Raw genomic sequence first — 21,305 nt, forward strand, 5'->3', positions numbered from 1 at the left:
TTGTTTTAAATTATAAAACGAAAGGAGGAGAATACATTCCATGCCCATCATTCAATCACTCGACCGGGCACTTACTATTCTTGATTTGTTTGATGAGCATAATCGAGTATTGAAAATAACCGAGATCAGTGTCAGGGTCGGCTTGCATAAAAGTACTGTGCATTCCCTGCTTAAGACGCTTCAACATCATCGCTACATTGAACAGGATGAGAACGGGCTGTATCGGCTCGGCATGCGTCTGCTGGAGAAGGGGCAGCTGCTATTGCAGAGCTTTGACATCCGGGAGATCGCAAGAGGACCGATGGATGCACTATCAGGGAAGACGGGACAGACTGTTCATCTTGTCATCCGGGATGGAGCGGAAGGCGTCTATATTGATAAGGTTGAAGGCAGCAAAGCAGCCATTCGATATTCCCGGATTGGCCGACGTGTACCACTGCACAGCAGCGCAGTCGGCAAGATGCTAGCGGCTTACGTGCCGGAGGCTGAGCTGGAGCGGTTGCTGGAGAAATACGACTATTCCATTCATACGCCACATACGATCTCAAACAAGTCAGACTTCTTGAAAGAGCTGATCTCCTCTCGAAATGCGGGCGTCGCCTACGACCGGGAAGAGAATGAAGCAGGTGTCCGTTGTGCCGCGGCGCCGGTGTATGACCACAGCGGCCACATTACGGCGGCGATCAGCATCTCGACGATGACATCAACAGTCGGAGATGAGGAATTAGCGGCTTTCGTCCTGCTTTTGCAGGAGACGGCAGAACAGATTTCACGCGGACTCGGCCACCGTCCAAGATAATGCGATTATACGCAAAGATTCTGGGCGGATCTTTTTTTATTACAATATAAGAACGTTGTTTTATAATGTAAAACACTTTGATTGGAGGTCATGTCATTATGCGTATATTTCGTTACCTCGAAAACTCGCTTCCCTATTTGGGAGTAAAGACAGAAGACGGAGATTCTTATCGGCTAGATGCGCCGGATCTTATGACACTCGTCGCAAATGCCCGCACCGTTGGATTGACAACCGCTGCTTATGTTGAGACGATGCTCGGCAGTCTCTCGCCGATAGGCGCTCCCGCCGAAACGCTGAACCTGACGACGCCGCTGGACGCACCGGAGGTATGGGCGGCAGGTGTGACCTATCAGCGCAGCCGTGAGGCGCGAAATTATGAGGCGACGGATGGAAGGCTCGATGCGGCCACATTTTACGACAAGGTGTACGAGGCCGAACGGCCGGAGCTGTTTATGAAATCGACAGCAGCCCGTACCGTTGGACCTGGTGAGCCGGTATGCCTAAGAAGCGACTCCTCGTGGCAGGTGCCGGAGGCAGAGCTTGGGCTGGTCTTAGATAGTTCTGGCGTAATCGTCGGCTATACAGCTGGCAATGACATGAGCTGCCGCGACATCGAGGGCGAAAATCCTCTTTACCTGCCGCAGGCGAAAATTTGGAAGCGTTCCTGCTCAATCGGCCCGTTCGTCCGCTTGGCGGAGACGGTCGCTGACCCTTACGCGCTCTCCATTGCCTGCCGCATTTACCGGGACGGAGCGCTGGTCGTTGAAGAAACGGCTCATACGGGCCTGTTAAAGCGCAAACTGGAGGAGCTTGTCGGCTTCTTGAAACGGGATAACGAGCTGTTCGACGGTACGGTTTTGCTGACAGGCACCTGTCTCGTTCCGCCTAACCAGTTTACGTTGGCCTCTGGCGACCGCATCGAAATTGAAATCGAAGGTATAGGGACGCTGGTGAACACGGTAATTAGCACTCATGAGCTGGACATGGCTCCTAATCACGCCTAAGGGGGAAAAAATAATGGTAAACAGCGAATACACGGTGAACCCGGAAATTCCGGCAATAGATAACTATATCGGAGGCGAATGGAAGTCGCCACTCTCCGGCAGCCGCAAGCCTGGCTGCAATCCGGCCCGCAACAGCGAAATCGTTAGCTTAACGCCCGACTCCGACTGCGACGATCTAGACATTGCGGTCGCATCCGCCGAGGCTGCCCGCCATGCCTGGCGTAAGCAAACCGGTGCTCAGCGCGGCGCCCTGCTGTTCAAGGCGGCTGATCTGCTGGAGAGTCGCTTGGAGGAGATCGGCCTTGCGATGACGCGCGAGATGGGCAAGACGCTTGGCGAGGCGAAGGGGGAGACGGCCCGCGGCGCAGCCATTTTACGCTATTACGCAGGCGAAGGTATGCGTCCGGTCGGTGATGTGATTCCGGCAACAGACGCAGAAGCGTTAATGTTCACGACCCGCGCGCCGCTCGGCGTCGTCGGCGTCATTTCACCCTGGAATTTCCCTGTAGCGATTCCCGTTTGGAAAATAGCGCCTGCACTGGTTTACGGAAACACTGTCGTTTGGAAGCCGGCGGCAGAGACGGCTGTTACCGCCTCGCTGATCATGGCTTGCTTCCATGAAGCTGGCTTTCCAGCTGGCGTTGTGAATATGGTTATTGGCAACGGTGCCGTCATTGGGCAGGGTATCGCCGAGCATCCGGGCATTCACGCCGTAACCTTTACGGGCTCTGACGCGGTCGGCAAGCGTGTCGGCCAGACAGCTCTAGCACGCGGGGCGAAGTATCAGCTGGAGATGGGCGGTAAAAATCCAATTATCATCGCATCCGACGCCGATCTGGACCTCGCGGTTGATGCGACAATCAGCGGAGGGCTTCGCTCAACCGGCCAAAAGTGTACCGCAACGAGCCGCGTTATCGTCATGCGCGATGTTTACGAGACGTTCAGGTCGAAATTGCTCGAGAAGGTGGAAAGGCTAAAGGTGGGCGATGGCTTGAACGCAGAGACGTGGCTTGGCCCATGTGCCAGCCGGAAGCAGTATGAAACCGTGCTGGATTACATTCGCAAGGGCAAGGAGGAAGGCGCGGAGCTTCTCATCGGCGGTGAGCGGCCGGACGATCCGGCACTCGCGGACGGCTACTTCATCACACCGGCCGTGTTCGACCGGGTAATGCCGAAGATGGCCATTGCGCGCGAGGAAATTTTCGGGCCAGTGCTGGCACTGATTGAGGCGCGTGACCTTGATGAGGCGATTGAACTCGCGAACGATACGGAATATGGACTCAGTGCCTCCCTTTATACGAGCAATCTGGGTTATGCACTGAAGTTTATTCAGGAAACGGATGCAGGACTCGTCCGGGTTAACGCCGAGACAGCGGGCGTGGAGCTGCAGGCGCCGTTCGGAGGAATGAAAGGCTCCAGCTCCCATTCTCGCGAGCAGGGACAGGCGGCCATCGAGTTTTACACAGCAGTGAAAACGGTGTTCATGAAGCCTTAACCAGAAGGGGATACGCGCGATGGAGGATCTGTTGAAAAACGTAATGGGACCGGACGGAGCGGATTATTTCGAGGTGACCACACATGCGGCTGGGCCGCCTGGCAAGCTCCCGCTGACCCCGGAGCTTCTTCTGAACGAGCCTAGCGGCAATCTGTTCGGCTGGAGCCAGAACGTCGGCATGGGATGGCAGACGGATCGCTTGCAGGGCAGGGAGGTTCTGATTTTGGGCACGCTTGGTGGTATCCGCAATGAGGACGGCACACCTGCCGCGCTTGGCTACCACACCGGCCACTGGGAGATCGGCCTGTTAATGAAGGCGGCGGCGAAAGAGATTGCCGACATGGGCGGTATCCCGTTCGCCGCTCATGTTAGTGATCCGTGCGACGGACGCTCGCAGGGCACGCCGGGCATGTTTGATTCACTGCCTTACCGCAACGACGCAGCAATGGTCATGCGCCGGCTGATCCGTTCGCTGCCTAACCGAGCGGCCGTTGTGGGCGTTGCAACATGCGATAAGGGCCTGCCTGCGATGATGCTGGCGCTTGCCGGAATGAAAAGCCTGCCTGGCGTTATTGTGCCGGGCGGCGTTACGCTGCCGCCGACGAATGGCGAGGATGCTGGCAAAATCCAGACGATTGGCGCCCGATACGCGAATGGCGAGCTGTCGTTGGAAGAAGCCGCCGATCTTGGCTGCCGAGCCTGCGCGACGCCGGGCGGCGGCTGTCAGTTCCTCGGAACGGCGGGAACGGCACAGGTCGTGGCAGAGGCACTAGGAATGACTGTGCCTCACGCCGCGTTGGCCCCGTCAGGCCAACCGGTCTGGACGGAGATGGCGCGCCAATCCGCCCGTGCGGCCATGGCGCTTGCAAGCAAGGGTCTCACGCTTGGTGACCTGCTGACGGACGCGTCTATCCGTAACGCTATGGTTGTTCATGCGGCTTTCGGCGGCTCCACAAACCTGCTGCTGCACATTCCTGCGATTGCTCACGCAGCAGGTCTCACGGTGCCGAACGCCGGGGACTGGGCGGCAATCAACCGCAACGTTCCTCGACTGGTCAGTGTGCTGCCGAATGGGCCTGTTCCTCATCCGACAGTCCGTGTGTTTCTTGCCGGGGGAGTGCCGGAGGTGATGCTGCATCTCCGGCGGCTCGGCGTGCTGGATGTAAGCGTACTCACCGCGAGCGGTGTCACACTGAACGAGACGCTGGACTGGTGGGAGACGTCCGAGCGGCGGAAGATCATGCGAAACTATCTTGCTGAGCGGGAAGGGATCGACCCGGATACAGTCATATACAGCCCAGATCGGGCACGGACCGCTGGCTTGACGCCGACCGTTACGTTCCCGTCCGGAAATATCGCGCCGGAAGGCTCCGTCATTAAGTCGACGGCCATCGACCCGTCGGTTCTTGACGTCGAGGGCGTATTCCGGCATGTTGGACGGGTAAAGGTGTACACGACCGAGCGCGATGCGATCCGCGCAATCAAGACCGGTGGCATATTCGCTGGCGACATATTGGCTCTGATCGGCCGCGGCCCGGCAGGAACCGGGATGGAGGAGACCTACCAGTTGACGTCGGCGCTGAAGCATCTGACATTCGGCAAGCAGGTGTCGCTCCTGACCGACGCTAGGTTCTCCGGCGTGTCGACTGGCGCCTGCATCGGACATATCGGTCCGGAAGCGCTCGCAGGTGGTCCCGTCGGGCGCCTGCGAGACGGGGATTGGGTAGACATCCGCATCGACACGCGCAAGTTAGAGGGCTCGATCGATATGGTCGGCTGCGGCGAGCAGCCGGATACGCCGGAGGCAGGGGCAGCGATCCTTTCCGCTAGATCGCCGCATCCCTCTCTTGCGGAGGACCCGGAGCTCCCGGACGATACCCGTCTTTGGGCCGCGCTGCAGTCTGCCAGCGGCGGAACCTGGAAAGGTTGTGTTTATGATACGAGCCGCATTATTCGGACGTTGGAAGCAGGCATGCGCATGCTCGCAGCGGAAGAAAGCGGCGGATAACGTTAGTATAAAAACACCAGCAGTCTGGACATTAATTAAGAGTCCACACGACTGCCGGTGTTTTTTTCGATCAAGAAGAAGTATGGAAAGGGAATAACGTACAGGTCATTTACTTTAGCGAACAGGCAATGCACGTCGTAACAATGAATTGAATAACCATTATCCTTTGCGGCTTAGATGGGTCGTAAGGAATAATCAAGAAGATATATTCCAAGATTTTAGAGCAGAGAGTAGATTGAACAGAAGCGTATCTCCAAATAAAATATGGTAAAATTTAAATATTAATGATAAAAAGAAGGGGGGAATGAACCAAGACGAGTTTTTTTTCAAACCCAGACGATATCGACGTTCCGGAGTGGGTTGCTAATGAAATAATAAGCAACTACGAGAATTTTTTTAGTTCCGAGAACATGTCAGTTCGTTATAAAAAACGGTTTACTTTCGTTATAGAGGACAGCAATGGTAAAGAACACGAAATTGAATTGATTTATGGTGATGGATTGATGAGTATAAAAGATGAATTTATTCCCGTTTATTAAATTGATCGTGAAAAACTAATCAATTTGTCTCTTTTTTTCCTATCGGAGGAGCGATAGAAGTTGCATGGCACGTAGCCGCCTGCGATAATACAGGCAAAGAACGCTCGCTGGAACAACGGTATTTGTAAATTCTGAGTGCAGGAATCAGCGCATGGAAGCTGTTGCGAAAAAAGGATATGGCGTTCTTTAAGTCATCCTTAGAAACCAATAAGTGAATTATTTTGCAAGTTGCTATATGCATGTATAAAAATGGATACGCAAGCACATCCATGTCAGTTATAATGAAAATTATAGTCATGTAAGAGTAGAAATAACCTCTAAAGAAGTAAGTGCCGATATTTGTGTATTGTACTTGATGAAAGTTTGAGTATATTGGTCAGAGCTTTTTCTTTAAGAGAATCGTATTTTGAAGGCATGCAAAATAGGGGGAATACCGTCCTGAATGACTTGTTTAGGTAGAAAGCGAGGAGTTTTATGTACTATTCACTAAAAGAACTACAACATGCGTATAAATCTGGAGAAAAGATTAAGTTTCTATTCTTCTGGGGTCATACCCCTATGAAGGATGGCACTATAAGTGTTAGCTGTTTAAGCCAATGGTGGGAAAGCCCATTTAGAGTGGAAGGGGAGCAATACAGCTGCGCTGAGCAGTATATGATGGCTGAAAAGGCAAGGCTTTTTTGTGACGATGAAATGCTTGAGGCAATAATGATGGCGAAGCATCCGAAAGAAATGAAAAGTTATGGACGTGCGGTTAAAGGTTTTGATGCAGAGATATGGAAAAGTCGTTGTTATGATATCGTACTTCAAGGAAACCTAGCCAAGTTCGGACAAAACCCAGAACTTTTGAACTTTATGAAGACAAGTAAAAACCGGGTTTTTGTAGAAGCTAGTCCAGTGGATCGGATTTGGGGGATTGGACTTTCAAAAGATCATCCCCACGTAAATAATCCTTTGTTTTGGAAAGGCGAAAATTTGCTTGGCTTCGCTTTAACCGAGGTTCGCGATCGTTTGAATAACGAAGATTGATGCTACCTTTGTGTCAATCTATACTTGCACCAATCAGACAGAGATTACGATGGGTAAATGGAGAAAGGCATTACGCTAACTTCAAGCCATTCATATGAGAGCATTTCGGTTAAGAGGTGCAGTGTCCAGCATAAGGGTGATCAACCAGTAGGAGGGAGTATGAACAAGAAATACAGTAAATTCATTAGTTGGACTAAAAATAATGGATGGAAAATAACTGATAAATCTGAATTAAATTTAAATGATAGTATAGCATCAAGGTATAAAGAAATTCCCGAAGGTTATCTAGAATTTTTAAAAAGGGTTAAAGAATGCATAACGCCTAGCGAGAAAACATGGTTTATATGTGAGGATGAGTATAATAATAACTCGAGTATTGTATTTAAATGGAATGAATTTGAATTGTTAAGCTTAGAAGCAGCAGAGAATGATGAGGAATGGAAAGCAGAAATAACTTCATGGTGGGATAAATATCTACCCATAGTTATGTCAGTTGATGAAGGATATTCATTCTATGCAATTGATTTAAAGAATGATATAGGCGCAATTGTAAAAGGATATGAGCCCGAATTCGAAGAGGTAGAAAAAATAGCAAATAGTCTTGAAGATTTTTTTCAATTAATCATGTCAAATACAATAGAGATGCATTAGAAAAGGCTCATAAATTTACTTGCGAAGTCAAAGGGCAAAGCGTCGTACAATTAAGAACGGTTGATTTAATCACTGAGCGAACAGTGGAGAAAGAAAACTGGTTTATGTTGCTTCTTCGGTCATTTGGTGGTTTCTTTAGTGCTGATTAGCAGTGTCAAGATGCTTTGAAAAATTATGATTGGGAGAACGAATGGGAGAACGTCGGAATGATAAACAAAAAAGAAAAATACAACAGAACGATTTCGAGTGGAGACTGCCCCAATTCTTCGTCAGTTGAATAAGAAGTTTTGCTAAGTCACTCCATGATTGAAACCATTTCCAAGCAGGAAAGAAGCTGCCAAGTTTTAAAATCGTCTTCTTTCATAAGTTGTCTCTTATAGCCGATGGGATACAGGTAACCACTCCTAATTTTCCATCGGTTGTTCCATTTGTTGTGATGACATTTTTTGCAGTAAAAAGCTTTTTTCAGAATGAAGGGCCTTAAGTTTATTATATACATATGTATATAATACTATAAAATATCAGGCTCTAAGTTTTGTTGACGATCCTATGATTCTACTGTATTTTCATAATTGAAAAAAAGATGCAACTACTTAAGTTATGAATGAAAGAAGGTATAGAAGATGATACGAGAAATTGAAGAGCAATTTACTGAAGAGATCCTTACCGAAGCAATAAAGCGATATGACATTAATACTGACACCGTTCGTTTATTGGGCGGTTTTGAAAGCTTTGTTTATGAATACCAGAAAAACAATGTATTTTTCATATTAAAAATCTCACACACAATTAGAAGATCAAGAAATAATATACGAGGTGAAGTTGAATTTTTAAATTTTTTGTCGAATAAAGGACTGGCGGTTTCAAATGCTGTTCCATCGACCAGCGGTAATATGGTTGAAGAAATTGCTGTAGAAAAGGGTTCGTTCCTAGCCATATCATACGAAATGGCTCTTGGAAAAGAAGTGTCGGATGAAGATTGGAATGAATCGCTTTACGAAAAATGGGGAGAATTTCTTGGGAAAATCCATCATGCCACAAAGGGTTATGAATGGAGCAATTCGGCATTTAAACGACAAGCCTGGGACCAAGAAGTTCAATTAAAGGCGGAGAAATACCTGCGACCTGATGATGTAATGATTTCAATTCTAAAAGAAAGATTAACAAAACTTACTTCTCTGCCCAAGTCCAAAGATACATACGGTTTGACTCATACTGACTTTCATCAAAGCAATTTTTATCTGCATCATGGAGACATTTATTTGTTCGATTTTGATGATTGCGGTTATACGTATTTCGTAAACGATATTGGGATTACATTGTATTATGCACTTTCTTATCCGTTTAAGGAATTTGAAAATAAAACGGAATATTATAAATTGTTTTTCCGCCATTTTATGAAAGGATATCTGAAGGAAAATACAATCCAAGAAGAAGAAATAGAATATTTACAAGATTCTATTAAACTTCGTCATGCATTGCTGTATATTTATTTTCATCAAGCAAACGATGTGTCAAATTTGGATGAAGAATCAATGAACTGGTTAAAAGAGCTTCAACGAGTAGCCGCTTCTGATGACCCTATGCTGCCGATTGATTTTGTTCAAGAATTTAAAAGCATTTATAATAGTATTCATTAACCTGGGAGCAGTGCATTTTACTAAAGCAGGGGCTGACTCAACACAGCTGGCTCATAGGGGGCGGCTATGTGTGTTTTAACTTATATTTTTTTCGATAAAACGATGAGTAGACCAACTCATTTATTTGTATTCGCAATACATCAAGATGAGCGATTACCGTATTTAATACAGAAGTTTGAGGATTTAGGGTGGGATATTGTGAATGTCTAATCTTGTGTATTTTTTTTGTGAAAATGGAGAGTTAGAATCTGTTGTTAAAATTATTCAGAATGAAAAATAGGGCTAGAAACAAGTAGCTGTTAGCTCTCACTAAGCAAAAGCAGAGGCCATAATCCGTGATGGATTTGCCCCTGCTTTTTTTGACTATTGACCTAACTTCAATCCCAGTTTCTCAGCGTTTTGTCTAATAAGTTCAACTAATGTTTGGGCTTCTGTTTCTGGATAATTTCGGATCTCAACAAGCGTGCTATCTGCCAGTTTGGATATTCCCGCACCTTGAGGGAAATGGAGATTGTCAATAACAAGAGCAGGCTTTAAGGCAGCCAGCTCTGCCGCTTGTGTTGGTGTCACTTCTGCTGGACCAAATTCGCTTACGACCTCATAGCCCATTGATTTGGCTACAGGTACCATGTAAGCCTGAGCAACTACACGTTTGGCCGCAGCATCCAGCTTGGCTGTTTCAGCAAGAACTGCTTTAAAAGTGCTGTCAATCTCCTCAAGAGCTTTGCTAGCGGTTTCTGTTGTACCCATTTGTTCCGCCAGCTTGCTGATTTGCTCCTTAAGTGCCTCAGGTGTATTTTCTGTAACGACTGCAAACCGATCTGCTTCTGGAACATCTGCAGACTCCAGAATTTGCTTCATAAACGGTTCATACTCGGAGTAAATGACCATATTCGCATCATTTACCTTCTCAATGTCACTCGGCTTGAAATCATATTCATTGGGATGCTTCATATCAACCGGAGCAAGAATAGAGATATTATCAAGGCCTGCTGTTTTTGCAATTAAAGCGGTCCAGCTTGTGGAAGCGACAATTTGATGTGCCATTCCTCCACCATGATTATGTCCACCGCCTGTGTTCGTCTCGTTTGCTGTTGTTGTGGAACAGCCTGAGAAAATTACGGCACTCGTTAGCAGAGTCAGCAAGGGAGTGGCTACCTTTGATTTCCAATTCAATTGTTTCATTTGTTCGCACCTCCAACAAGAATTATTTTCTTTTTAACATATAGCAAATGCCGAGAAGCAGCACGCCACACATAGTAATCGTTGCGCCAGTAGGCAAGTTCAGAATTAAGGAATATAGAAAGCCACCAATGGCACACAGCATGCCAAACAGAACAGATAATAACAGAAGCTGTTTATAGGTTTTGGCGAGCCTTGATGCCGCCATTGCAGGCAGAAGCAGCAGGGCGTCAATCAACAAGGCACCAACCAGCTTCATGGAAATTCCGATTGCAATACCTGTCAGAAAAAGAAGCGAGTTGCGGATCGTTGTTACTGGGATACCAAGCCACTGGGCTTGCTCGGCATCATGCAGAACTAGCTGTATCTCTCTATAACAAAATAAAAATAAAGACACAATAACTACACTGACGATACACAATAGCCAAAAATCTAAGGGAGTAAGCGTAAGAATACTGCCGGCAAACAGTCCAAATACCTCCATAGCAGGCACTCCGCCAACATGGAAGAGCATTAAGGCTGCAGCAAGCGAGCCCGTCATCAGAAAAGCGCCTGTAATAGCGGGTTCCAAATTGATTTTTGTGGATAGAGGCCCGAAAAGAAGCGACCCGATTACGATGGCAACCATAGCACCCCACATGGGTTTGGTTCCTATAAGTAAGCCTAAAGCTCCACCTAGAAGCGAAAGGTGCATAAGCGCAAATCTGACGACTGTAAGCTGGAACTGTATGACGACAATACCGATGAGGGACAAGCAGCCGCCTGCGATAATACAGGCAAAGAACGCTCGTTGGAACAAAGGGATTTGTAAATAATCGAGGACGCTCATGGCGCTTCACCAACCTCGGCTAATTGTCCTTTTTCCATTAGGTAGATGCGGTCTGCTATTGGAGCGGTTTCTTCCAGCTGATGAGTATTCATCAGGATTAATAGATGGGGCGATTGCTGTCTGCACGCTGCAATTAGTGAATAAAGAAGCTCCTGGGAGCTTTTATCCAAATGTGTAATTGGTTCATCCAGCAACAAAATATCCGGTTCCCTGATTAATGCCCGCGCGATATTCATTCTTTGCCTCTGCCCGCCTGACAACTGCCTACAATCTTTGTTGGCCAAGTGCGTTAATCCGACATGCTCTAGCCACTTGGCAGCTTGATCTTTATCAGCAGAAGTTGGGCGTCTCCAATAAGAAAATGAAGCTCCCCAGTTTCCTAGCATAACGGATTCAAAAACCGTTATAGGTAAATTACCTCCTTGAACGCCTTGAGGCACAAACCCGATGTTCCTTCGAGCTAAGTGAAAATCCTTCTTATTCTCCATTTTGTGTGAATGGATGGTTATACTTCCTGCTGAAATCGGGAGCAGTCCAAGAATGGCTCTGAACAAAGTTGATTTTCCTGCACCGTTAGAACCGCTTATCGCTACAAGCTCTCCTCTCGCAGCTTTGAAATCCAGTTGATTGATGATGGGGTTCATGCCATAACCCGCGGTTACCTGTTGAAGCTCAAGAGCAAGCACTTATCTTCGTTCACCTCTTTCTTTTTTACATTATGTACAATGACGCTACAAGTTAGAATGACTCCATATAGCTATATGCCAATGACATGGTTACAAAGCTGAGAATTTTGTTAAACAATTAGCTCTTATGAGTCATGTGTTAAGAAGTAGAAATAAGCGACAATAGACATATGCTTAAAAGTTCTATTGTCAATCTCAAAGGGGGATATTCACACTGTATAAACAAATTAAATGGTTAATTTTAATCATACCAACGCTAACCATTTGGGTATGGGAGTATGTTCGGCATGAATATTTATTACCCTATATATCGATGGATGCGGGGAATTGGATTTCACCGTTGATTGTATTTGTAGTCACGCTGCTGCTGATCACGCGGCTTTTTACAATTTTAGAAGCGATTCAAGAGGAACTGCAGCAAGCAAGGCTGATACAAATGGCACTTCAGGAGCGTGAAAAGCTGGCTAAAGAACTTCATGATGGCGTTGCCCAGTCCTTATTTTTGGTTTCTGTTCAGCTCGAGCAGCTTAAACCAATTATGGAACAAGACGAGAAGCTGCTGTCTATTAAAAATACGGTACGGGAGGTCAATGAATACGTTCGTCAGTCCATTTCAAATTTAAAATATCCGCCTGAGGTAGCCGTTGGACCTTGGAATGATTCCATTAGCAACTTAATTAATGAGCTGCATTTCGATTCAGATATAAATACCGAATATAGTTGGCCAATATCAGAAATTAATTTAACGGATAAGGAAAAAATAGCATTATACGCATTTCTTAGAGAAGGATTGCTTAATATTCGAAAGCATGCGAAGGAAGTCAATCATATTCGGATTCGCTTAGAATCAACAGAATGCGGCTGGACATGCCGGATTTCAGACAATGGATTAGGCTTTACCGATGATCCGTTGCTCAAGGAAGGCAGTTATGGCTTGAAATTTTTAGAGAAACGGACAGTAGAGTTGGGTTGGGAACTCCAATTGAGACGAGAATCGGAAAGAACCGTACTTGAAGTGATACAGCGGGAGGCAGATGTAGCTTAAATGACCAATCAACAAGTACGCGTTCTTATTGTAGACGATCATCAGGAGGGAGTTATATGAATAGTAAGCTTAAGAACGGTTCTGTAATAGGCGTCCTTCTAGGTGTGTTGGTATTATCGGCATGTGGAAGTTCAGGTGCTGACGCTACAACGAATCATAACCGTACAGAAGAAATAAGTGTCCAAAATGGCGATCCAGAAATCATATACAAGAAGAAATGCATGTCCTGCCATGGTACTGATCTTCAAGGTAGAAGAGGGCCCAGTCTCCAGAGCATTGGAAGTCGATTAACGGAAGAGGAAATCGTTGACATTGTTACAAACGGCAAAAATGGAATGCCCAAGTTTGAAAAAAACATTTCGGCAGAGGATATTCAAAGTGTTTCCAAATGGTTGTCGGAGCAAAAGCCTAGATAAAAAAGGCAGCGCTGTAATGATGCAGCGCTGCCTTTTTTGTTCTGTTCCTAATTCAACCTTCATCATACTAGGCCTGCCTTGCTAAATATGTAGCCTACCCCTCGCACCGTTTTGATCATGGCTCCTATATCCGGTGAAAGGGGGGTTAGCTTTTCGCGAAGACGTTTGATATGTGTGTCTACTGTTCGGTAATCGTTTACTTCAGACTGTCTCCATACGATACCAAGAAGATGAGCACGCGTGTGAACGATATCTGCATGAAGCGCAAGATAATAGAGTAGATCGAATTCTTTTAGAGACAGGTGGATTTCCGTGCCATCTACTAGAATACGGTGAGCAGATGGATTAATGGTGAGTCTACTTAACTGTATAGTTGGATAATCCGTTCTGCTCGTTGCTTTCAGGGCTTGAGCAGTGCTTCTTCTAAGAATAGCTTTGGTTCGCCAAATCATTTCTTTATAGGAAAATGGCTTTTCTAAACAATCATCGGCTCCTGCTTCAAAGCCAGCTAATCGCTGGTCTTCCTTGCCATTCTCTGTAATTAACATAATGGGGGTTTGTAGTCTTTTCCTGATGGCGATGCACGATTGAATATTACTCAAGCCGGTTTCCGCATGGTCAATAATGATTAAACCATAATGATTGCGATCTGGTTTAAGCCAAGCATTTTTCACATGAGACGTGGTGTCTGTAGGATAGCCCTCTTTTAAAAAAAAGGAATTCAATTGAGCTTGGGTATGTTTTTCCTGACTAATAATGAGAATAACACTTTTCTTTTGTTTCAAGGTAGCGACCCTCCATTAAGCAATGAGTTGAATCAGCAAGGTTATATTAGCTGACTATCTTGCATCATTATGCTCTTTACGAACATGAAGTAATATGCCTCGATATAGCTAAAAATCGATAAAATGTAACGAACTAATGAACAATACGCGAAGCAGAAGAAGATAATAAAAACCAGCCATCCTAAGTCGGAATAGCTGGTTGGGAGGGGCACAATTACATTTTTCAATGTCATTTTAACGGATTATTTTTCTTTAAGGAGAGCATTAATGTCTTTCAAAATAGCAGAGTTATCCATTTCTTCACCCATGCGATAGACCTTGCGAATTTGATGATTGGCATCCAGCAGCATGAGGGAGGTTACCGTATGTACAAACTGATCATCTTCCAGCTTTTGAATCGCAATCCCATATTCTCTTGCTTTCTCAATCGTATAGGCCTCGTCTCCACGCAGCAGCTTCCAGCCTGACCGATCAATACCCATACGCTCGGCATAAGCTGCAAAAACCTCCGGTGTATCCGAATTAGGGTCAAAGGTTATGGCTGCGAATTGTACATTTTCACCAAAACGGCCCTGTTTCTTCAATTCATCCTGCAGCAGCACCATATTATATGTCGTTGCAGGGCAAATATCAGGACAGCTTGTGAACATAAATTCGATCAGCATTACTTTTCCCAAACTGTCGCTCAGATTATAGGCTGTGCCGTCCAGCTCCTGAAGGGTGAAGGCCGGAGCTTCTCTCAATACAGGAAGCTTGCTGCTTCCTCCTTGAAACGTATACACAAGATAAGCGATCAAGGCCGCCACGAAAATAATGACTGCGATAAGAAGGGGGCTACGCTTTTTTGTTATCATACCTGATTATCCTTATCACTTACGACTGGATGAGGAACGATGCTATCTTGCAGTTCATTGTCCTCCTGTACAAGCTTCGCTCCGTTGAGCATAACGTAAGCGCCGCCACCTAAAAATAATCCTCCTAAAATAAACCAATACAGCATGTCTCGTTCTCCCTTCTTCGTACTCATTCATTATATAAGCAAAGCATGATGCAACTTAATGACTCGTAGGAGCTATTTTCACAATCATAAAGAACAAATGTCACACGATAGTCAATATTGTGCCTTTTTTCACAAAGTAGCCGCTTTTTCGTGACAGCATTGTCACACGTACCCGCTCAATGGGGCCATACAAAAACATCGATGATGATCTATAATGATGATTATCTGAAAAGTGAGTGAAGAAAATCACATACTTTTTTCAGTACATAACATGCAGAAAAGAGGTAACCACCTAGATGGACGTAGTAGAATTAGCACGCCTTCAGTTTGCAACGACAACGATCCTTCATTTTGTCTTTGTCCCCATATCCATAGGTTTGTCTTTGCTTGTGGCTATCATGGAAACGATGTATGTCATTACAAAAAAAGAATTGTACAAGAAGATGACGAAATTTTGGGCGCATTTTCTGTTGATCAACTTTGCTGTTGGCGTCGTTACTGGTATTTTGCAGGAATTTCAATTCGGGATGAACTGGTCTGACTTTTCACGCTTTGTTGGAGATGTGTTCGGGACTCCTCTAGCCATTGAAGCGCTTCTAGCTTTTTTTCTGGAATCTACCTTTATTGGACTATGGGTATTTGGCTGGGATCGCTTATCCAAGGGCGTCCATCTTGCCTGCATGTGGCTGGTATCCATTGGAACGATGTTATCGGCATTCTGGATTTTGACGGCGAATTCATTCATGCAGCGGCCCGTCGGATTTGCTTTGAATAATGGTCGGGCAGAAATGGTCGATTTCTGGGCGCTTGTAACGAACGAACAGGTGCTTTGGGAGTTTCCGCACACGCTGTTTGCAGCCTTTGCAACAGGCGCATTTCTGATTGCAGGAATCAGCGCATGGAAGCTGCTTCGTAAAAAGGATATGGAGTTTTTTAAGCCCTCCTTTACTTTAAGCATCATCGTCGCCTTTGTATCGTCCATAGCCATTGCATTATTCGGCCATGGTCAGGCTCAATTTTTGGTGGAGACACAGCCTATGAAGATGGCTGCAAGCGAAGGCTTATGGGAAACGAGCAGTGACCCCGCACCTTGGACCGTTATTGCAGGCATTGATCCGGATAAGCAGGAGAATTCATTTGAGCTGAAAGTGCCTTACCTTCTCAGCTATCTCTCTTACAGCCAGTTCTCAGGCTCGGTTATTGGAATGAAAGAGCTTCAAGCTCGGTATGAGGCTGAGTATGGACCCGGAAATTATATCCCGCCTGTACGCACAACCTTCTGGAGCTTTCGCATTATGATTGCTTGCGGCAGTGCCATGATTTTATTAGGACTGTATGGAGCTTATCTTGCGGTGCGCAAAAAGCTTGAACAGTCAAATAAGCTGTTTATGCGCGTGATGATGTTTGCAATCGCTCTGCCGTTTATGGCGAATACCTCCGGCTGGATTATGACAGAGGTAGGCCGTCAGCCGTGGACGGTATTTGGACTTCTGCAAACGAAGGATTCCGTCTCTACGACGACGAGCGCAGGGGAAGTGCTGTTTTCCTTCATTTTGTTTACCGTACTCTATGTCATTTTATTGGGTGTTCTGGCTTTTCTGTTTGTTCGCGAAGCTCGCAAAGGGCCGTATGCAGCCCATGAGCCAGAAATCGCCCTGCAGGATCCATATCAATTCAAGGAAGGGGTCTGACGATGTCGCTTAGTGATTTGTGGTTTTTGTTAATTGCCGTATTATTTACAGGCTTTTTCTTTCTTGAGGGCTTTGACTTTGGTGTTGGTATGGCAACGGGCTTGCTTAGTCGCAATGATAGGCAGAAAAGAGTGCTTATCAATACCATTGGTCCTTTCTGGGATGCAAATGAGGTATGGCTGATCACGGCCGCCGGGGCTATGTTTGCTGCTTTTCCGCATTGGTATGCTACGATGTTCAGCGGCTATTATGTCCTGTTTACGCTTATTTTGATAGCACTGATCTTAAGAGGTGTCGCATTTGAGTTTCGCGGCAAGGTGGAACATTCGTGGTGGAGGAAAACATGGGATATAGCCATTCTGATTGGAAGCAGTGTTCCTCCGCTGTTATTCGGTGTTATGTTGGCTGGGTTACTCAAGGGACAGCCCATAGGACAAGACATGGAGATGCGATCTGGATTCGCCGATGTTGTGAACAGCTACAGCTTGTGGGCAGGCATTACGATTGTCGGTTTGTGCTTGCTGCATGGCCTTACCTTCATTTCTCTGCGGACAATGGGAGAGCTGCGAGAGCGCTCCCGCCATATGGCGGCTAAATTTTTACCCGTGCAAGCTGTTTTGTTAGCTGTGCTTGTGGTATGGACCTATTCCGTCACTGATTTATTTGAACGCCGTGGAGGCTTATTGCTGGTATTTGTCCTGATAGGGGTCCTTGCGGTGTTGCTTGCCGGATGGTTCCTGAAGCGGGGACAGGAAGGCAGAGCCTTCTGCATGTCGGGGCTGTTGATATTGCTGACATTTGGATCGTTTTTTGTTGGACTTTTCCCTCGATTCATGGTCAGCTCAATTAATACAGCGTTTGATCTGACGCTTTATAACGCCGCTTCCAGTGCTTATACATTAAAAGCAATGACGATTGTGGCAGCTACGCTCCTTCCCCTTGTACTGGCTTACCAAGCCTGGAGCTACTTTGTCTTCCATAAACGTGTCAACGAGAAGGAGCATTTGGAATACTAATGGACAGGTCATGGTTTCAGTTAAAGGGAAACCAGCTGCATATGCTGCTGCTGACTGTGCTTTCCCTTCTTCAAGGAGCAGCTATTATAGGTCAAGCCACCTTTTTGGCCAAAGCCATTACGTTGTTATTTGAAAATAAGCCGATTGATCAAGCAACTCAGCCGTTGCTCCTATTTTTGATAAGCTTCGTCGCTCGCCAAACTTTCGTCTGGCTTCAGCGACGGCTTTCCGGCGGCTTCGCAGAAAAAAAAGCTGAAGCCATTCGGCAGCAGCTGCTTGTGGCGATATTCGGGCATGGTCCGAGTTTTGCAGCGAAGCAGGGGAGCGGGCGTCTGGTAACGCTGGTGTTGGACGGAGTGGATCGTTTTCGTACGTATTTGGAGCTGTCGATTGCCCGTATGATTGATATGCTCTGTGTTACGGTTCTACTTTTGCTGTGGGTATATAGGTTGGACATGATATCGGGAATCATTCTGATGTGTACGCTTCCGATACTTATCGGTTTTTTCATTCTGCTCGGGTTCGCGGCAAGGAAGCAGGCTGACAAGCAATGGCGAACTCATCGGATGCTGTCGCATCATTTCACAGATTCCTTGCGGGGCATGCTGACGCTGCGCTTTCTGAAACGGAGCAGAGCACATAGCGAGTCGGTCGGAAAGGTCAGCAATCAATACAGGGTATCGACTATGCGAACGCTGCGTGTGGCATTTCTTTCGTCTTTTGCCCTTGATTTCTTCAGTATGTTATCGGTTGCTTTTGTCGCAGTAGGCTTGGGCATTCGTTTGGTAAATGGAAATCTCGGACTCGAGGTTGCGCTGGCCGTGCTCTTAATCGCACCTGAATATTTCACGCCCGTCAAGCTGCTGGGTACGGATTACCATGCTTCTCTCGATGGCAAAGAAGCCTGGGGCACGATTCGCTCCATTGTTAGCTCTAAAAAACAATTTGAAGCAGGCCAGGAAGACAAACCTCCTTCTATGCTAGCAGAGCAAAAAGGAGAGCTGGCTATGGAGCTTTCTGGCATCGAGGTTGCGGGCGATGCAGGGACTTTTCTGCTGAAGAAGGTGTCCGTACAGCTTCCGCAAAATGTTACCCGAATTGGCATTGTTGGTGCCAGCGGGGCAGGGAAAACGACACTTCTTGGCTTGCTGAGCGGGTTCATTGAACCGGATCGCGGTGACTTTCGTGTTAACAACGTACGGATGACCGGAACCGTCAGAGAAGAATGGCGACGCCAAGTGGCCTATATTCCGCAGCATCCCCACCTGTTCAGTCAATCGCTCACTGATAATGTCAGGTTCTATGCTCCAGATGCCACACAGGAACAGGTTGAGAGGGCGATAGACGCGGTTGGGCTGCGTTCTTTGGTCGATCAGCTTCAGACGGGAAGCGATTCGCAAATTGGAGAAGGTGGAAGAGTGCTAAGTGGGGGGCAGGCACAACGTGTTGCACTGGCCCGTGCGCTTCTGAGTAGCCGTCCCGTCATTTTACTCGATGAGCCAACGGCCCATCTTGACATTGAGACCGAATACGAACTAAAGCAGATGATGTTAACTGTTCTACAAGGAAGAAAGGTGTTTATGGCTACACACCGTCTGCACTGGATGCCAGAAATGGAATTTATCCTAGTACTGGAGCAGGGTCGCCTTGCAGAAAGCGGAACACATGAGCAGTTAAAGGCGCAGCAAGGCGTCTATTATAATTTGATCTTGCAAGGCTCGGGGGAGGTTGGCAATGAAGGGGGATGACCATCGACAAATCGGATGGCTGCTGCCTTATCTGAGACAGCATGTTTGGACCTTCACAGCCGCACTTTTACTCGGTGCTTTGGCACTTGGCTGTGCAGGTGCACTGCTGTTCACTTCGGGCTATCTGATCTCACGTTCGGCATTAAGACCTGAAAATATTTTGATGGTGTATGTGCCGATTGTGCTTGTACGCACCTTTGGCTTTGGCAAGGCTATTATTCAATATATGGAGAGACTGACTGGTCATGATGCGGCACTTCGCGTATTATCACGCATGCGTGTTCGATTGTATCGCGCCCTGGAGCCGCAGGCGCTGCAGCTCCAAACCCGGTTTCGCACAGGAGATTTACTAGGGCTGCTTGCAGAGGACATTGAAAAGCTCCAGAACGTTTATTTAAAATTCCTGCTTCCCGCCTTATCTTCCATCCTCATTTATGCTGTAGGAGTAGCCGCATTGGGACGTCTGGATCGTGTGCTCGCACTTATGATGGCACTATATTGCGGCTTTTTACTATTTCTAGTACCCTTCATTGCTTTGATGGCATCGATGGGGAGAAGGCGCAGAGCAAAGCAAGTCCGTAGTGAAGCTTATCAGGAGCTGACGGATGCAATGTTCGGCATGTCCGACTGGATTCTGAGCGGCCGAATTCAGCCGTTTCTGCAATCCTTTTTCAAAAAGCAGGAATCCTCTTCGCGGATAGAGAACTCGCTTCGCCGCAGCGAATGGCGGGTAAACTGGATTTCTCAGTGCGGTATAGGTGCTGCGGTTATGGTTATGACGCTATGGGCAGGACGGCTAGCAGATGAAGGAACGATTCCAGCGACGTGGATAGCCGCACTGGCGCTTATTGCCTTTCCGCTTCTAGAGGCCATGGTACGTGCAGCAGGGGCCGTAGCCCAATTGCCGGAATACCAGACTTCACTTAAGCGTCTGCAGGCTATAGAAAATGAAAATGCCACGGATGGTCGCAATTTCACATATTCCATTGCCTCTAAGCCTTCAAGTTTGTTGCCGAAAGCAGGGCTGCTTGACCTACAGGGAGTAAGTTTTCGTTATTCTCATTCACGGGAATGGGCCGTAAATGATATTTCTTTACAGCTTCCTCAAGGAGGGAAAATTGCAATTCTAGGACGCAGTGGCTCCGGAAAATCGACATTATTGAATCTGATTCAAGGAGAATTACAGCCTGATAGGGGCAGTGTTAAGGTGAACGGTATTCCTGTAAATGCCGAAGCCGGAAATTCGATTTCGTTCTCCGTATTAAATCAGAATCCGTATCTTTTTGATACTTCTGTTGCTAATAATATAAGACTTGGCCGCCCGGAAGCTAGCGATGAGGAGGTTCGTTTGGTTACCGAGCAGGTGCGTTTGAATGAGCTGATTGAGTCTCTGCCAGACGGATACCATACAAGGATGGAAGAAACAGGGCTTCGTTTTTCAGGCGGTGAAAAGCAAAGAGTCGCGCTCGCACGTATCTTATTGCAAAACCACCCGATTGTACTTCTGGATGAACCTACTGTTGGGCTTGATCCAAAAAATGAGCGTGAGCTTATGCGGACTGTTTTCCGCGTTCTGCATGGAAAAACGGTCGTTTGGGTCACCCATCATCTGAGTGGCATGGAAGAGATGGATGAAGTGATTTTTATGGATCAAGGCAGGATCAGCATGCGAGGCACGCATGAGCAGCTTATGAGGGGAAATATGCGATATCGCAAGCTTTACGAATTAGAATGAAGGTGCA

General features: G+C 46.8%; 19 protein-coding genes. 13 read left to right on the plus strand and 6 right to left on the minus strand.

The window, feature by feature from the left end:
- The first annotated feature begins 40 nt into the window (after positions 1-40).
- The 7 genes from ACSR9A_RS03550 to ACSR9A_RS03580 all read left to right on the plus strand — a co-directional run bounded on the left by ACSR9A_RS03550 (position 41) and on the right by ACSR9A_RS03580 (position 9,165).
- Positions 41-799: an IclR family transcriptional regulator gene (locus ACSR9A_RS03550; protein WP_473755633.1), complete on the plus strand. Its 759-nt coding sequence runs from the start codon at positions 41-43 to the stop codon at positions 797-799.
- A 98-nt stretch (positions 800-897) separates the two neighbouring features.
- Positions 898-1,803, plus strand: a complete 906-nt coding sequence (locus tag ACSR9A_RS03555) for a fumarylacetoacetate hydrolase family protein (RefSeq protein WP_473755634.1) — start codon at positions 898-900, stop codon at positions 1,801-1,803.
- Between the two features lie 13 nt (positions 1,804-1,816).
- A complete protein-coding gene (gucD, locus tag ACSR9A_RS03560; protein ID WP_473755635.1) occupies positions 1,817-3,298 on the plus strand; it encodes an alpha-ketoglutaric semialdehyde dehydrogenase GucD in 1,482 nt (493 codons plus the stop codon).
- A 19-nt stretch (positions 3,299-3,317) separates the two neighbouring features.
- On the plus strand, positions 3,318-5,306 hold the full coding sequence (locus ACSR9A_RS03565) for a YjhG/YagF family D-xylonate dehydratase (RefSeq protein WP_473755636.1): 1,989 nt from the start codon (positions 3,318-3,320) through the stop codon (positions 5,304-5,306).
- 1,013 nt (positions 5,307-6,319) lie between these two features.
- Positions 6,320-6,874 carry a riboflavin biosynthesis intermediates N-glycosidase gene (ybiA, locus tag ACSR9A_RS03570; protein ID WP_473755637.1) on the plus strand — a complete coding sequence of 185 codons (555 nt, stop codon included), beginning with the start codon at positions 6,320-6,322 and terminating at the stop codon, positions 6,872-6,874.
- 159 nt (positions 6,875-7,033) lie between these two features.
- Positions 7,034-7,525: an SMI1/KNR4 family protein gene (locus tag ACSR9A_RS03575; RefSeq protein WP_473755638.1), complete on the plus strand. Its 492-nt coding sequence runs from the start codon at positions 7,034-7,036 to the stop codon at positions 7,523-7,525.
- A 623-nt stretch (positions 7,526-8,148) separates the two neighbouring features.
- A complete protein-coding gene (locus ACSR9A_RS03580) occupies positions 8,149-9,165 on the plus strand; it encodes a phosphotransferase enzyme family protein (protein ID WP_473755639.1) in 1,017 nt (338 codons plus the stop codon).
- A gap of 363 nt (positions 9,166-9,528) precedes the next feature.
- On the opposite strand, the gene ACSR9A_RS03585 is transcribed toward ACSR9A_RS03580, so the two are convergent.
- Genes ACSR9A_RS03585 through ACSR9A_RS03595 form a run of 3 tightly spaced genes read right to left on the minus strand, consistent with a single transcriptional unit; the run spans position 9,529 to position 11,862 of the window.
- Positions 9,529-10,350 (minus strand): metal ABC transporter substrate-binding protein, encoded by an 822-nt coding sequence (locus ACSR9A_RS03585; protein ID WP_473755640.1) that lies wholly within the window; start codon positions 10,348-10,350, stop codon positions 9,529-9,531.
- Between the two features lie 22 nt (positions 10,351-10,372).
- A complete protein-coding gene (locus ACSR9A_RS03590; protein ID WP_473755641.1) occupies positions 10,373-11,176 on the minus strand; it encodes a metal ABC transporter permease in 804 nt (267 codons plus the stop codon).
- Complete coding sequence (locus ACSR9A_RS03595) at positions 11,173-11,862, minus strand: metal ABC transporter ATP-binding protein (RefSeq protein ID WP_473755643.1); 690 nt, start codon at positions 11,860-11,862, stop codon at positions 11,173-11,175. Before ACSR9A_RS03595 ends, ACSR9A_RS03590 begins: the two co-directional genes overlap by 4 nt.
- 340 nt (positions 11,863-12,202) lie before the next feature.
- Here ACSR9A_RS03595 and ACSR9A_RS03600 point away from each other — a divergent pair, with 340 nt between their 5' ends.
- Positions 12,203-12,907 carry a sensor histidine kinase gene (locus ACSR9A_RS03600; protein WP_473755644.1) on the plus strand — a complete coding sequence of 235 codons (705 nt, stop codon included), beginning with the start codon at positions 12,203-12,205 and terminating at the stop codon, positions 12,905-12,907.
- A gap of 56 nt (positions 12,908-12,963) precedes the next feature.
- The gene (locus tag ACSR9A_RS03605) at positions 12,964-13,323 is read left to right on the plus strand and encodes a c-type cytochrome (RefSeq protein ID WP_473755646.1); all 360 of its coding nucleotides are present in this window, start codon (positions 12,964-12,966) and stop codon (positions 13,321-13,323) included.
- Between the two features lie 62 nt (positions 13,324-13,385).
- Here the strand turns inward: ACSR9A_RS03605 and ACSR9A_RS03610 are convergent, their stop codons facing one another.
- From ACSR9A_RS03610 to ACSR9A_RS03620, 3 genes are all read right to left on the minus strand, one after another.
- A complete protein-coding gene (locus ACSR9A_RS03610) occupies positions 13,386-14,108 on the minus strand; it encodes a response regulator transcription factor (RefSeq protein ID WP_473755648.1) in 723 nt (240 codons plus the stop codon).
- A 242-nt stretch (positions 14,109-14,350) separates the two neighbouring features.
- A complete protein-coding gene (locus ACSR9A_RS03615) occupies positions 14,351-14,962 on the minus strand; it encodes an SCO family protein (RefSeq protein WP_473755650.1) in 612 nt (203 codons plus the stop codon).
- Positions 14,959-15,108 (minus strand): hypothetical protein, encoded by a 150-nt coding sequence (locus ACSR9A_RS03620; RefSeq protein ID WP_473755652.1) that lies wholly within the window; start codon positions 15,106-15,108, stop codon positions 14,959-14,961. The genes ACSR9A_RS03615 and ACSR9A_RS03620 overlap by 4 nt, the downstream gene beginning before the upstream one ends.
- 296 nt (positions 15,109-15,404) lie before the next feature.
- On the opposite strand from ACSR9A_RS03620, the gene ACSR9A_RS03625 reads away from it, so the two are divergent.
- From ACSR9A_RS03625 to cydC, 4 genes are read left to right on the plus strand one after another with little or no spacing between them, the layout of a single operon-like run.
- Positions 15,405-16,799: a cytochrome ubiquinol oxidase subunit I gene (locus tag ACSR9A_RS03625; RefSeq protein ID WP_473755653.1), complete on the plus strand. Its 1,395-nt coding sequence runs from the start codon at positions 15,405-15,407 to the stop codon at positions 16,797-16,799.
- 2 nt (positions 16,800-16,801) lie between these two features.
- Positions 16,802-17,815, plus strand: coding sequence for a cytochrome d ubiquinol oxidase subunit II (cydB, locus tag ACSR9A_RS03630; protein WP_473755655.1), 1,014 nt, complete (start codon positions 16,802-16,804; stop codon positions 17,813-17,815).
- On the plus strand, positions 17,815-19,563 hold the full coding sequence (gene cydD, locus ACSR9A_RS03635; protein WP_473755657.1) for a thiol reductant ABC exporter subunit CydD: 1,749 nt from the start codon (positions 17,815-17,817) through the stop codon (positions 19,561-19,563). The genes cydB and cydD overlap by 1 nt, the downstream gene beginning before the upstream one ends.
- Positions 19,550-21,298, plus strand: coding sequence for a thiol reductant ABC exporter subunit CydC (gene cydC, locus ACSR9A_RS03640; RefSeq protein ID WP_473755659.1), 1,749 nt, complete (start codon positions 19,550-19,552; stop codon positions 21,296-21,298). The genes cydD and cydC overlap by 14 nt, the downstream gene beginning before the upstream one ends.
- Positions 21,299-21,305: the final 7 nt, after the last annotated feature.

The sequence above is a fragment of the Paenibacillus sp. R-74696 genome, assembly GCF_055814915.1.